The organism is Methylicorpusculum oleiharenae (genome assembly GCF_009828925.2).
Classification (GTDB): domain Bacteria; phylum Pseudomonadota; class Gammaproteobacteria; order Methylococcales; family Methylomonadaceae; genus Methylicorpusculum; species Methylicorpusculum oleiharenae.
Window position 1 is genome coordinate 1,009,985 of sequence record NZ_WUTY02000001.1, and the last position, 12,668, is coordinate 1,022,652.

At 44.6% G+C, this 12,668-nt stretch carries 13 protein-coding genes; 10 read left to right on the plus strand and 3 right to left on the minus strand.

Annotation, left to right across the window (positions count from 1 at the left end; genetic code table 11):
• Positions 1 to 369 precede the first annotated feature (369 nt).
• Genes GO003_RS04725 through GO003_RS04750 form a run of 6 tightly spaced genes read left to right on the plus strand, consistent with a single transcriptional unit; the run spans position 370 to position 5,340 of the window.
• Positions 370 to 1,140: a DUF3450 domain-containing protein gene (locus GO003_RS04725; protein ID WP_159659469.1), complete on the plus strand. Its 771-nt coding sequence runs from the start codon at positions 370 to 372 to the stop codon at positions 1,138 to 1,140.
• Positions 1,137 to 2,468 (plus strand): MotA/TolQ/ExbB proton channel family protein, encoded by a 1,332-nt coding sequence (locus tag GO003_RS04730; RefSeq protein WP_159659470.1) that lies wholly within the window; start codon positions 1,137 to 1,139, stop codon positions 2,466 to 2,468. Before GO003_RS04725 ends, GO003_RS04730 begins: the two co-directional genes overlap by 4 nt.
• Positions 2,469 to 2,470: 2 nt before the next feature.
• The gene (locus tag GO003_RS04735; protein ID WP_159659471.1) at positions 2,471 to 2,995 is read left to right on the plus strand and encodes a MotA/TolQ/ExbB proton channel family protein; all 525 of its coding nucleotides are present in this window, start codon (positions 2,471 to 2,473) and stop codon (positions 2,993 to 2,995) included.
• A gap of 10 nt (positions 2,996 to 3,005) precedes the next feature.
• Positions 3,006 to 3,419, plus strand: coding sequence for an ExbD/TolR family protein (locus GO003_RS04740; protein ID WP_159659472.1), 414 nt, complete (start codon positions 3,006 to 3,008; stop codon positions 3,417 to 3,419).
• Complete coding sequence (locus GO003_RS04745; protein ID WP_159659473.1) at positions 3,416 to 4,129, plus strand: energy transducer TonB; 714 nt, start codon at positions 3,416 to 3,418, stop codon at positions 4,127 to 4,129. Before GO003_RS04740 ends, GO003_RS04745 begins: the two co-directional genes overlap by 4 nt.
• The gene (locus GO003_RS04750; protein ID WP_159659474.1) at positions 4,126 to 5,340 is read left to right on the plus strand and encodes a tetratricopeptide repeat protein; all 1,215 of its coding nucleotides are present in this window, start codon (positions 4,126 to 4,128) and stop codon (positions 5,338 to 5,340) included. The genes GO003_RS04745 and GO003_RS04750 overlap by 4 nt, the downstream gene beginning before the upstream one ends.
• 233 nt (positions 5,341 to 5,573) lie before the next feature.
• On the opposite strand, the gene GO003_RS04755 is transcribed toward GO003_RS04750, so the two are convergent.
• Positions 5,574 to 6,089 (minus strand): hypothetical protein, encoded by a 516-nt coding sequence (locus tag GO003_RS04755; protein ID WP_159659475.1) that lies wholly within the window; start codon positions 6,087 to 6,089, stop codon positions 5,574 to 5,576.
• A gap of 355 nt (positions 6,090 to 6,444) precedes the next feature.
• Between GO003_RS04755 and GO003_RS04760 the strand changes: the two genes are divergently transcribed.
• Positions 6,445 to 7,047 (plus strand): peroxiredoxin, encoded by a 603-nt coding sequence (locus GO003_RS04760; protein ID WP_159659476.1) that lies wholly within the window; start codon positions 6,445 to 6,447, stop codon positions 7,045 to 7,047.
• Positions 7,048 to 7,222: 175 nt separating this feature from the next.
• Here the strand turns inward: GO003_RS04760 and GO003_RS04765 are convergent, their stop codons facing one another.
• Positions 7,223 to 7,513: a hypothetical protein gene (locus GO003_RS04765; RefSeq protein ID WP_159659477.1), complete on the minus strand. Its 291-nt coding sequence runs from the start codon at positions 7,511 to 7,513 to the stop codon at positions 7,223 to 7,225.
• A gap of 306 nt (positions 7,514 to 7,819) precedes the next feature.
• Here GO003_RS04765 and GO003_RS04770 point away from each other — a divergent pair, with 306 nt between their 5' ends.
• The 3 genes from GO003_RS04770 to GO003_RS04780 are packed head-to-tail and all read left to right on the plus strand — an operon-like array spanning position 7,820 to position 11,295.
• Positions 7,820 to 9,952, plus strand: a complete 2,133-nt coding sequence (locus tag GO003_RS04770) for an AsmA family protein (protein WP_159659478.1) — start codon at positions 7,820 to 7,822, stop codon at positions 9,950 to 9,952.
• 15 nt (positions 9,953 to 9,967) lie between these two features.
• Complete coding sequence (gene mutY / locus GO003_RS04775; RefSeq protein WP_159659479.1) at positions 9,968 to 11,026, plus strand: A/G-specific adenine glycosylase; 1,059 nt, start codon at positions 9,968 to 9,970, stop codon at positions 11,024 to 11,026.
• Complete coding sequence (locus tag GO003_RS04780; protein ID WP_159659480.1) at positions 11,023 to 11,295, plus strand: oxidative damage protection protein; 273 nt, start codon at positions 11,023 to 11,025, stop codon at positions 11,293 to 11,295. Before mutY ends, GO003_RS04780 begins: the two co-directional genes overlap by 4 nt.
• A gap of 102 nt (positions 11,296 to 11,397) precedes the next feature.
• On the opposite strand, the gene rho is transcribed toward GO003_RS04780, so the two are convergent.
• On the minus strand, positions 11,398 to 12,654 hold the full coding sequence (gene rho / locus GO003_RS04785; protein WP_159659481.1) for a transcription termination factor Rho: 1,257 nt from the start codon (positions 12,652 to 12,654) through the stop codon (positions 11,398 to 11,400).
• Positions 12,655 to 12,668 lie beyond the last annotated feature (14 nt).

Below are 12,668 nucleotides of genomic sequence, written 5' to 3' on the forward strand. Positions count from 1 at the left end.
AATTGAAAATAGCATGGCAGCACATTGCTTGCGGATAGCAAAAAATAAACTGCAATACCAATAGACGCAAAAACTAATCGATTTATCAAAATATTCGGTGATTTAACACGACTTGGATCAATCCGTATACAGCAGAAATCGTCAGCAACCGCTTTTGGGGCGAAACCTTAATGACCTGGATTTTTGTTCTTCACTTGCTTTAACTCTGAACAACGTTATTAAAATGACATAAATTGCTTTCTCAGACGGATTTATTCGCAAATGCAATAAAAAAACCTCAATACTACTCTTTTACAAATGACACTTGTTTGCATTTACCGCTGTGATAAAGTAGCACAGCCTTTTCATTATTATTTATCCGGAAATTTTATGTTTTTTTTGCGCCGATCCTTAATTGGCCTGGCTGGACTTTTCAGCTTATCCGCGTCCACGGCTTTTAGTGATCCGTTAAACCAAGCTCTAGATATAGATCTGACAACCAACAAAGCGGCTGTGAGCTCGCAAAAATCAATCGATGATGCCAGCGATCAAACTCAAAAAATGCTGGAGGAATACCGATCAGCGACCCGACACGCGGAAACCCTGCAAACCTATAATGCCCATTTGAAGGAACTGCTTAATTCTCAACTGGCAGAAAAAGCCTCGATGGAGACTCAGTTAACTCAAATCGAGGTGACCGAAAGGGAAATTGTGCCTTTGATTCTGAAAATGATGGGCAGTCTGGAACAATTTATCCAATTGGACCTGCCTTTTTTACCGGAAGAACGTCAAGAACGGCTGACCCAGTTAAAACAGCTGGTTAACCGGGCCGATGTAACCGAAGCAGAGAAATTCCGCCGTATCCTCGAAGCCTTTCAGGTAGAAAACGATTACGGCAATACGATTGAAGCCTACCGGGCGGATATTGATTTAAACGGCACGACCAGTTCCGTGGATTTTTTACGTCTGGGTCGGATAGCTCTTTATTATCAACGTTTAGACGGCAGCGAAGGCGGTTTTTGGAATAAAGAAAAAAAGCAGTGGGAAACGCTGCCCTCCAGCTATAGAACGGCGCTTCGCAACGGATTACGCATTGCCCGTAAAGAGATGGCACCGGATATGTTAACGCTTCCCGTGGCTGCCCCGGAGACAGCACAATGAATAAATTACTGATCATTTTGCTGACTGTTTTCTCCGTTTCTACTGTTTCAGCAGATCCTCTTGCATTGGATCAACTTCTGAACGAAGTCAAACGCAATCAAGGTATCGAAGGAAAAATCAACCAGGAGCGCGAAGCCCGGTTTTTAGCTGAAAAAGCTAAACAACAATCATTGTTGGCTGGCGCTCGCGCTGACCTGAGCACTCAAGAACGCTTAAGCGCCCAGCTTAAACAACAGCTTGAAGCCAATGAACAGGCCTTGAATCAGTTGCAAACCGAACTGGATAATCGCAGCGGTATATTGAAGGAATTATCGGGCGTTGCCAAACAGGCCGCCGGCGATCTTAAAGCTGATTTTGAAAACTCATTGATCTCAGCTCAATTTCCAGGGCGAACAGAAAAATTGGCGGAGATGGCCACCAGCAAGGCACTACCAAGCTTGGAGCAACTGGAATCGTTATGGTTTTTTCTGCAACAGGAAATGACAGAATCCGGAAAAATCGTCAGATTCAACAAAACCATTCTGACCGGTTCCGGAGAACCGCGAGAAGCGCAAGTGGTGCGTATCGGCAGTTTTAATGCAGTCACTGATGGCCAGTATTTACGCTATCTTCCGGAAACCGGCAAACTGGCTGAACTCGCTCGCCAGCCCGATGGCGAATATACGAGTCTAGCAGAGGATTTTGCTGATGCCAAAAGCGGCGAAATCGCCGATATTGGCATTGATCCGACGCGCGGCGTCATCTTGAGTTTGCTCATTCAAACACCGAATATGTTTGAGCGTATTAATCAAGGGGGCGCTGTCGGCTATGTAACCATTATTTTGGGTCTTTTCGGTTTGATTTACGCGATATATAGACTGATTTTTCTGTCCAAAACCGATATTGCCGTCAACGCGCAAGTTAACGATAAAACCATTTCTGAAGAAAACCCGCTCGGCCGAATTATTGCGGCAGCCGAACTGAATCATGCTGTTGACGTTGATACGCTGCAGTTAATCATTGATGAAGCCATTACCCGTGAAGTCCCGGTTTTGGAAAAAGGTTTGTCGATGATCAAACTTCTCGCGGCGGTGGCTCCGCTACTTGGCTTATTGGGTACCGTAACCGGCATGATTTCCACCTTTCAGTCCATTAGTTTATTCGGTACAGGCGACCCGAAACTGATGGCCAGCGGCATATCGCAAGCGTTGGTGACAACCATGATCGGCTTGTGTGTGGCTGTTCCTTTGTTATTCCTGCACAGCTTAATGGCTTACCGCAGCCGTTCGCTGATCCAGATTCTGGATGAACAAAGTGCCGGAATTATCAGCCGCAGAGCAGGCAAGTAGCAATGGATGCCTTGTTCACGGCTTTCGAATCGATAGAAACTTTTCTGGAGAGCGGAGGCACGGTATTAAAAGTCATTCTGTTTGTTTCTATTGTTTTATGGTGTGCCATTGCCGAACGGCTGTACTATTTTAAATTTGATTATCCGGTATTACGTGAACAATGGTTCAAGCAATGGCAGGAACGCACCCACAAGCATTCGCCCCATTCATTGGCCATCCGTAACCTGATTATTTCAGAAGCAAAATTGTCGATGAGCAAACGCGTTCCTCTGATAAAAATGCTGGTGGGTTTATGCCCGTTACTGGGTTTATTAGGGACTGTTACAGGTATGATTCATGTGTTCGACATCATGGCCGTTACCGGAACCGGCAATGCAAGAGCTATGGCCTCGGGCATTTCGATGGCAACGATGCCCACCATGGCGGGTATGTTGATTGCCATCGCAGGACTTTATTTCCACAAAGTCATTGAAGAACGTGTCAGTGATGAAACCCATCACCTGGCCGATTTATTAAACTATCAATAACGAGATTTTCATGCGCCGAACTGCCAGTCGATCCACGTCTGATCAAATATCCGATATCGACATGACCCCGATGCTCGATATCGTTTTTATCATGCTCATTTTTTTTATTGTGACTACTTCGTTTGTCAAAGAATCCGGCATCGATGTCAACCGGCCAAGCGCCCAGACCGCTGAAAAAAAGGAACAGGGCCATATCATCGTTTCGATTAAACCGAATGGTGAAATTTGGATCGATAAGCGCGCTGTCGATGTTCGCGCGGTCAGGGCAAATATTGCCAGACTGCATGCGGAAAACCCCTTGGGCACCGTAATCATCGCGGCCGACAAGGAAGCCAAAACGCGCGATTTGGTTCAGGTGATGGATCAGATCCGTTTAGCCGGTATCACAAATGCAGCTATTGCAACGGAAACGGAATCCAAGTGAAGCGTCTGATTGTCTCCTCCATGATCGGATTGCTGGTCACCTTTGGTCTGTTCTGGTTGATGCAAGCCATGGTTATGGATAACTCGCGCAGTTTAAAACCAACTGACAATATTCAGATGGTTGAATTTATTCGCTTAAAAAATGAGCGTCAGCCGAATGTTCATGAACGAAAACCCATCAAAAAACCTCCGCCACCTCCGGAAAAACGGCCGCCTCCACCTAAAATGCAGATGCAACAGACACAAGTGCAGCCAGTATCACAACCGAATCTGGCAGTACCTAAACTGGATATCCCGATTGATACCGCCCAGTTCAATCAATCCGTTGTTGCTGGATTGACGGTAGCGGCAGAAACCGCACCTCCATCAGCTGTTTCTGCTACTGCTGCTCAAGGCCCAAAAACAGCTGAGGGCGTTCCTGAAGGCACCGGAACCGTCAGCACGGATGTCATCCCTTTGGTTAGAATTCCTCCTGCTTACCCTCAACGCGCTGCAAACAGGCGTGTCGAAGGCTGGGTTAAAATCGAGTTTACCATCACCACTAGCGGTACGGTGACGGATGCGGTGGTCGTTGATTCCAAACCTGCTGCAATGTTTGATCGTGCGGCACTGGATGCTATTAAAAAATGGAAGTTCAAAGCCAAAATCGTTGAAGGCAAAGCGGTGGAACAACGCGCGTTACAAATACTCCAATTCAAGTTATCCAAATGATCAAAAATCGTCTTCTCCGTTTGCTATTCAGCGGTCTTTTGCTGGTTTCCATCCCCGCTCTGAGCAGCCCGGATAAAGCCACCGAAGTTTCTCCGGAAGTTTTCAAGAAACTTCAGCTTGTTGAACAATCGATTAAAGGCAAGTCTTACAGCAATGCTCAGCAGACGCTGCTGTCACTGCTTACCGAGGTTAAAAAAGGAAGTTATGAAGAGGCTGCAGTCTTAAGAAGTCTGGCCTCTGTTTATGCCTTGCAGGGCCAGTATGGTCAAGGTGCCGAGGCGCTATCGAAAGCGGTTAACTTAAACGTTCTGCCGGAAAATCAGCGGCAAGCGGCCTTGTTTAATCTTAGCCAGCATTTTATGGGGGCCGGTCAATACGCCAAAGCCATCGACACCCTCAAACCCTGGCTAGCCAAAAATCCCAAACTGGACAGTGAAACTCATGTAATGCTGGCCAACGCCTATTCACAGTTAAAGCAGTATAACGAGGCACTCAGGCACATCAAACAGGCTATTCAGACCAGCAATAAACCCGATCAGGCCTGGTATCAATTACAGCTCGCATTAAGTTACGAGCTTAAAGATTATGATGCAGCGGCTGAAGTGTTGAGAAATTTGCTGTCTATCTATCCCGATAACAAAGAATACTGGCAACAACTGGCATCGGTTTACCAACTCGACAAAGACCCAACCAAAGCCGTTACGGTTAAACATCTCGCTTATAAAAAAGGGCTTTTGAACTCTGAAAAGGAGATTCTTGATCTGGTCAATCTTTATATTTTGGTGGGTTCACCGTATAAAGCGGGAGAAATTCTTGCCAGGGAAATCAATAATAACCGCGTCTCAAATGATTCAAAACAGTGGGAATTACTGGCTAATACCTGGATGCAGGCGCGCGAATACGAGAAAGCATTAGAGGCTTTCGAATTGGCATCCAAGTTAAATGGCAAGGGCGATCTTTATCTTAAAGTTGGGCGCATTTATTTTGAACAGCGCAAATGGGATGCTGCGATTAACGCGTTTCAAAAAGCGTTGGCAAAAGGAGGCTTAAATCAACCGGGCCAGGCTTATCTATTGTTGGGAACCAGTTATTACGAAAGCAAACAGCTTGACAAGGCGCGCCAAGCTTTTGAACAGGCCAGACAAAACGCGAACAGTTCTGATGCAGCAAACAAATGGTTAAATTACCTGAAAAGTAATCAGGCGTCTTAGTTGGCGATTAGCTTCTCCGATAACGGGTTCGATAAAACTTTCTGCTGAAGACCAGATCACACCTATTAACTTCGAAATATCATTTAATCCACAAAAAACACCAAATTATTCAAAAAAATACCCCTTTGCAGAACGTGAATGCAAGGGAAATGGCTGATTTCTTCAGTATTTTGTGTTTTTAGTGAGTTTCGTCTTTTTCGTGGACTGACCAGCGGTTTAAGGATTAAAAAGTACTACGCGCCGACTACTCTTAAATGAGGGTCGTCATAGATCCGTTTCTTTTTCCAGCCATTAAATTTACTGTCATCAAATTCCAAGTCATTATCGATGGCAAATTCATAACAGCTGCGAAACAGACGCGCCGTTCTGAAAGCATGCAACTCTTCATCGGAAGTGATTTTATCTACGTTACCGACTTGGAAGGTTTTATTTCTGGATTTGCCGTTTTTAACCCAAAAAACCGTATAGCAAAGATAGCTTTTATCTTTACGGTGATCGTATTTGATAGTTCTTGACACCCCAGTCAATCCGGTTGTCGTTTTATTTTTGGGGGGTTTGAGAAAGCGCGTTTTACTGCCTTTCAGAACCACCAGCATCTGATCACGCCATGTGATTGCGGCTTTTAGCGATTTATTTTTATTACCCCACAACTTATGTGAGAAATAACGGCTGGTTTCTTTGCCTCGCCTTACGATTCGGACTTGAAAACCGAATACATCGGGCTCGGTTATCTGTTTATGTTTTTCCATAGCTGTAGAACCTATTGACTAATTAAACCAAAGCAACATTGAACAAGGCTTGCGTACACAATGCAGTTGAGCTTATGGGCTGTGATTAGCTGATATAGTTCATATTACCCAGTCAATAACAGCTACCTTAGGCCGCTTAGGCGTAAGCTTTTTGCTTCAAACTTTCCAGAATTTCCCATATACGTGTAAGCCCTTACTTACAAATTATCCTGAAACCTGAGATAAAATCAAGCCAAAATTTTAGATTGATTAACAATTTCCTAGTGTTTTAGTGTAGAATGCCGCTATTCCACAGAATCATGTGGTCCTGACTGATTTATAACCCTTTGTTTTAACTAAGTAATGGAGACAAACGATGAGCGTATTAGTTGGCAAGCAAGCACCTGATTTCACAGTCCCAGCGGTACTTGGTGACGGTCAAATAGTGGATGCTTTCAGTTTTTCTGAAGCCACGAAAGGCAAATATGCAGTAATATTTTTCTACCCACTGGATTTTACTTTCGTCTGTCCTAGCGAATTAATCGCAATGGATCACCGCATCGACGACTTTAAAAGCCGCAGTGTTGAAGTAATCGGTGTTTCTATCGATTCTCACTTTACTCACAACGCATGGCGTAATACGCCAGTCAATAAAGGGGGTATCGGTCCGGTTCGCTATACCTTAGCAGCCGACATAACTCACTCAATCTGTAAAGACTACGATGTAGAATCGCCTATGGGTGTGGCCTACCGCGGCAGTTTCCTGATTGATCGTGATGGTCTTGTTCGTCACCAGGTTGTCAATGACTTACCGCTGGGCAGAAACATGGATGAAATGATTCGCATGGTCGATGCCCTGCAATTTTTTGAAGAAAATGGGGAAGTGTGCCCAGCTGGCTGGAATAAAGGCGATGCCGGAATGAAAGCAAGTCCCGACGGTGTTGCTGATTATTTAGATAAAAACGCAGATAAGCTGTAAAGAATCGATTTCGAAGTAGTTTTAAAGTGTGCCAAGGCTTTTTGTCATTGGCACACTCAAACAAACCTCAAGGCTGTGAATTCGTTGCGGCACACAAAAATCCAAGCCGTGTTGGTCTTTAAACCTGGCTAAACCGCTGATTGTCAAACAGCTCCACACCCACTAAAAATTTCTTTTACTGATTTTTTGATTCAAAAGCATCTACCAGAAATTTCTTTCTAATAAATAGCGCTGCGATAATAGCCGCTATTGCCGGAATTATTCCGATCGACATCTGAATCAGCGCCGAGCTTCTTTCAAACGTTTCCAGCAAAGGATTGGCTATCGATAAGGTGACGATCCACCATACCAGCCAATAACCCACCAAACCGGTTATTGCCCATTTCATGCCATTTTCCTGTTGTTTTTTAGCCGTTTGATAAAACCACACCATGATTAATATTCCGGCAATTTTTGCAAATAACATAAGCTCCCCCGTTTTATTTATTATTTATGATATCTGCTCCCCGCTCCAATTTTATTGGGTGTCGGTGGTTGACTGAAAAGGCTTCTGTAACAGGGATGTTGCAGAGAGCTACAGGGACGTATTCACGCTTCCTTTGAAATCAATCACCGGCACCCTCAATTCTAAGTGGGTGAGTAGGTTACTATTTATGAACATTTTAATAGGCATGCAATTTATCTTATCGTCTTGCAACTGTTAAGCATTAAAATGCTCTTTCAATGATAATCGATATAGCCCGGTTGTCGCATCTTTATTCATGAGGAAGTCATGGGAAAATATCTAAAAATTGCAGGGATCTTCTTCGCTGGATTTGTTTTGCTGCTATCGTTAGGAATCGTACTATTTGCTTTAACCTTCGACACGGAGCAATTAAAGCCGCACATTGAAAAAGTAGCATATGAACAACTGGATAGAGACGTTAGTATCAATGGGCCGGTTGAGCTTTCATTTTTTCCCTGGCTTGGTTTTACCGCTGAAAAAATCAGTGTGAGTAATGCGCCGGGTTTTAGAAAGGAAGTCCTTGCTCAACTTGACCGGCTTAATATCAGAGTTAAACTGCTCCCATTACTGTCAAGATCGGTTGAAATCGATCGTATTACTCTGGTGGGTCTAAATCTGAATCTTGAAAAAAATGCTGAGGGCCAGGGTAACTGGGAGCGTTCCGGCAAGGCTCTCAAAACTGACCCAACCCTGCCTAGATCGGAACCCGCAAAAACCGCGGACAGTTATGCGCAGGATACTGTGCAGGCAATCGGCGCATTGGCTATCGCAGGGCTTACCATTGAGCGCAGCCAGGTTTCCTGGGTGGGTCAGGCAAAAGATGATCATTGGACAATAACTGATTTCACACTGAATACCGAGGCGTTAATCATCAATGAACCGGTTCCGGTAAAGCTCTCATTCGAATTTTCTAACCCTGCGGCTCAATTGACCAACTCAACAAACTTATCGGCCAACCTGCTGATAAAACCTGACTTTCAAGTTTTCATTTTAGAGAAGACTTCGCTACAGACCAAGATTAAAAGTCCTTCAGTACCGGCAGGCGAATTATCAATGGGTCTGACAGCAAACATCTCATTGGATCTGAATGAAAACCGGTTGAAAATAAACGACTCTAATCTTCAAGCGGAAGAATTAAGCTTATCTGGCGATCTGGTCATCAGTGACCTGTTAAAGGCACCTCAAACCGAAGGCCGTTTTAAATTACAACCCTTCAACCTCGCCAAATTATTAACCCGCTGGGGCTTCTCCTTACCCGTTATGCAAAATAACAACGCATTGACGCAGGCCTCTGCCGAATTCTCGCTTAAAACCACGCCGGCTAATGTGTTGATAGACCCCTTGAAAATCCAGCTGGATGATAGCGTGCTTCAAGGCAGCGCCCGAATCGATACAATTTCAACCACCCCTGTTACTCATTTTAATCTCAACATTGACCGATTAAATGCAGACAACTATCTACCCGCTAAAGACTCCAAAGAAAAGTCAACAACACTGGCCAGTCCTGCAGCCGCCTTAGCAGTGGCAATGTCAGCCCTGCCCGCTGAAACATTGAAAAAAATCAATGCGGAAGGCAGTTTGACTGTAGATTCACTGACCATTCAAAAACTCAAGTTAACAGGCTTAAGTTTGAATCTGTCAGCCCGGCAAGGGCATGTTAAAACAAAACAAGCTATTTCCGGTCTCTATCAAGGCGCATATCACGGTTCTATGGACTTTAACGGAGAGTCTGCCAGTACCCCGAAAATGTCTATTCAAGAGAGCATTGTCAATCTTCAGCTTGAACCCTTGCTGACCGATTTAAAAGGCCAAGCGAAATTCAGCGGCAAGTTAAATCTTACAACCCAACTCCAAAGCCAAAGTTTAGAGAAATCATTGCTGCTATCGACGTTGAAAGGCCAGTTTGATTTTTTGGTGAAAGATAGCGTGATCAAAGGATTTAACCTGCAAGCACTAATCGACAATGCTAAAACAGCAATCAAGGGTTCACCGGTTAGAACCGATCACCCAAAGGATCAAACCCTTTTTTCTGAAATCAGCGGCTCAGGACAGATTGCAAAAGGTGTGATTACCAATAAGGATCTGAGCGCCAAATCATCAAAACTCAATGCGCAAGGCTCAGGCACTATCGATTTAAACTCTGAACAAGTGAATTATAAAATCAATGCCAAGCTGCTAAAGAGTAAGTCTCAGGATAAAACCTCTGAATCGGGCGAAAATCCACCCATTACTGTTTTCATTACCGGGACAGTGGATCAGCCTGTCATGACTTTTGATGTTGCTCAATTTCTCATTGAGCAAAATAAAGACAAAATTGAAAAGAAAAAAGATAAGTTACTAAAAAAACTGGATAAAAAATTCGGCCCTGGTGCCAGCGATTTGCTCAAACGGTTTTTCTGATTCCATTTAAAAGTAATGATGCGTGTAGAAGCGAGTGTTTTTCAAAGAAAACTATTGGACTGGTTTGATCTAAACGGCCGCAAAGATCTCCCCTGGCAACAGCCTGTCACAGCGTATCGGGTCTGGCTCTCGGAAACCATGCTGCAACAAACGCAAGTCAGCACAGTTATTCCCTACTTTTTAAAGTTTGTTGATCGTTTCCCTGAAGTAGATGATCTCGCTTCCGCTTCACTCGATAGTGTCTTGCAAATGTGGTCCGGATTGGGGTATTACGCCAGAGCCAGAAACCTCCATCAAAGTGCCCGGATCATTCAGGCTTCCGGTCGTTTCCCGGATAATTTTGATTCGCTCATTCAACTTCCAGGGATAGGGCAATCCACAGCAGGAGCGATCTTAAGTATTGCATTTCAAAACAGTCATCCCATTCTGGATGGCAATGTCAAGCGTGTTCTGGCCCGGTTTGAAGGTGTTTCAGGATGGCCGGGGACGTCAGTTACCGCCAAACAATTATGGACGGTGAGCGCTTACTATACGCCTAAGGAACGGGTTGCCGATTACACGCAAGCCATTATGGATTTGGGGGCAACCGTTTGTACCCGCAGTAAACCTGACTGTGTTCGATGCCCCTTGCATACCGATTGTTATGCCCGGCTTAATGGAACCGTTGCCTTGCTTCCTGCTCCGAAACCTGCAAAAAAACTGCCGGTTAAACACCTCTATTTTCTGTATTTGACGGATGGCTCTGGACACACATTGCTGGAGCAACGCCCTTTATCCGGAATTTGGGGGGGATTATGGAGTTTTCCGGAATTTGAGTCTGTAACTGCAGCGCATAAGTGGTGCTTGTGCCAACAAATTTCGATAATAAAAAGCGAGTGCCTGCCCGAACAAAGGCATACTTTTTCCCACTTCCATTTGAATTATATTCCACTGAGAATTACCACCGATAACCACAAACATTTTGTGATGGAAGCTAATCGGTTAGTCTGGTATAAAAACCCGCAAATCAAATTACTTGGACTAGCCGCACCGATACAGCGGCTATTGGAATCAACTCACGAGGATACAGCATGACCCGAATGGTTAAATGTGCAAAATTGGGTATAGAAGCGGAAGGTCTTGATACGCCGCCATTCCCTGGACCTAAAGGCCAATATATTTATGAGAATATTTCCAAACAGGTGTGGCAGGAATGGCTCAGCGTGCAGACCATGTTGCTTAATGAACACCGCTTGACCAGTTTCGACCCCAAAGCCAAGAAGTTTTTGGAAGAAGAACGAGCAAAGTTTCTATCCAGCAGCGAAACGGTAATGCCGGAAGGTTACGTTCCACCGCCGCAATAAATTTCACACAGATTTGCCCGGATGAAGCTTAGCGAAATCCGGGAAGAGGATAAAGGATTTTTTATTCAGCCTATTTGACCGGATAACTCAAGATCCTCATTTTTACCGTTTCATCGATTCAAAAAACTCAGCGTTGGTCTTAAAGTCTTTTAGCTTACCCAACAAAAACTCAGACGCGGCCATTTCATCCATAGGCTGGAGAATCTTTCGTAAAATCCAGGTTTTTTGTAATTCTTCCGGATCAACCAGATATTCCTCGCGACGGGTACCGGAACGATTGATATTGATTGCGGGGTAACTGCGCTTTTCGGCTAATTTCCTATCCAGATGTAATTCCATATTACCGGTTCCCTTGAATTCTTCGTAAATGACATCATCCATTCTTGAACCGGTTTCAACCAATGCGGTAGCAATAATGGTCAAACTGCCGCCTTCTTCAATGTTTCGGGCCGCACCAAAGAAGCGTTTTGGCTTCTCCAGAGCATTGGCATCAACACCACCGGTCAATACTTTGCCGGAAGAGGGTGCCACGGTGTTAAACGCTCTGGCCAGACGAGTGATCGAGTCTAACAATATAACTACATCGTGTTTGTGCTCTACCAACCGACGTGCTTTTTCGATGACCATATCAGCCACTTGAACATGGCGTGTTGCCGGCTCATCGAAAGTACTGGAAATAACTTCTCCACGTACGCAACGCTCCATTTCCGTGACTTCTTCAGGACGCTCGTCGATCAGCAGGACAATCAGATAACATTCAGGATTTTGCTCAACAATAGAATGGGCAAGATTTTGCATGATCATGGTTTTACCGGCTTTTGGCGGTGATACGATCAAGCCGCGCTGACCTTTTCCGATGGGGGCAATCAGATCGATAATCCGTCCAGTGAGATCCTCGCTGGTTCCATTGCCTCGCTCAAGTCTGAATCTTTTATTGGGAAATAACGGTGTCAGGTTGGTAAATAGAATTTTGTTTTTTGTATTTTCCGGCGCTTCAAAGTTAATTTGTTGAACTTTGAGCATCGCAAAATAACGCTCTGTATCTTTAGGCGGTCTTATTTTTCCGCTGACGGTATCGCCTGTTCTAAGGCCAAATCGCTTAATCTGACTGGGTGAAACATAAATGTCATCGGGTCCTGCCAAATACGAACATCCGGGTGTTCTAAGAAAACCAAAGCCGTCCTGAAGAATTTCCAATACACCGTCGCCATAGATATCCTCGCCGCTTTTCGCCTGTTTTTTCAGGATAGCAAAAATCAGATCTTGTTTGCGGGTTCTTGCGACGTTTTCAAGTCCCAGGGACTCAGCGATATTGATAAGTTCAGCAACTTGTTTAAGTTTTAACTCGGTTAGATTCATATTAAAGGGGACTC

What these genes read in the sequence shown, in the direction of transcription:
- GO003_RS04725 (WP_159659469.1), top strand. Translation starts at nt 370, where the DNA reads ATGTTTTTTTTGCGCCGATCCTTAATTGGCCTGGCTGGACTTTTCAGC.
- GO003_RS04730 (WP_159659470.1), top strand. Translation starts at nt 1,137, where the DNA reads ATGAATAAATTACTGATCATTTTGCTGACTGTTTTCTCCGTTTCTACT.
- GO003_RS04735 (WP_159659471.1), top strand. Translation starts at nt 2,471, where the DNA reads ATGGATGCCTTGTTCACGGCTTTCGAATCGATAGAAACTTTTCTGGAG.
- GO003_RS04740 (WP_159659472.1), top strand. Translation starts at nt 3,006, where the DNA reads ATGCGCCGAACTGCCAGTCGATCCACGTCTGATCAAATATCCGATATC.
- GO003_RS04750 (WP_159659474.1), top strand. Translation starts at nt 4,126, where the DNA reads ATGATCAAAAATCGTCTTCTCCGTTTGCTATTCAGCGGTCTTTTGCTG.
- GO003_RS04755 (WP_159659475.1), bottom strand. Translation starts at nt 6,089, where the DNA reads ATGGAAAAACATAAACAGATAACCGAGCCCGATGTATTCGGTTTTCAA.
- GO003_RS04760 (WP_159659476.1), top strand. Translation starts at nt 6,445, where the DNA reads ATGAGCGTATTAGTTGGCAAGCAAGCACCTGATTTCACAGTCCCAGCG.
- GO003_RS04765 (WP_159659477.1), bottom strand. Translation starts at nt 7,513, where the DNA reads ATGTTATTTGCAAAAATTGCCGGAATATTAATCATGGTGTGGTTTTAT.
- GO003_RS04770 (WP_159659478.1), top strand. Translation starts at nt 7,820, where the DNA reads ATGGGAAAATATCTAAAAATTGCAGGGATCTTCTTCGCTGGATTTGTT.
- mutY (WP_159659479.1), top strand. Translation starts at nt 9,968, where the DNA reads ATGATGCGTGTAGAAGCGAGTGTTTTTCAAAGAAAACTATTGGACTGG.
- GO003_RS04780 (WP_159659480.1), top strand. Translation starts at nt 11,023, where the DNA reads ATGACCCGAATGGTTAAATGTGCAAAATTGGGTATAGAAGCGGAAGGT.
- rho (WP_159659481.1), bottom strand. Translation starts at nt 12,654, where the DNA reads ATGAATCTAACCGAGTTAAAACTTAAACAAGTTGCTGAACTTATCAAT.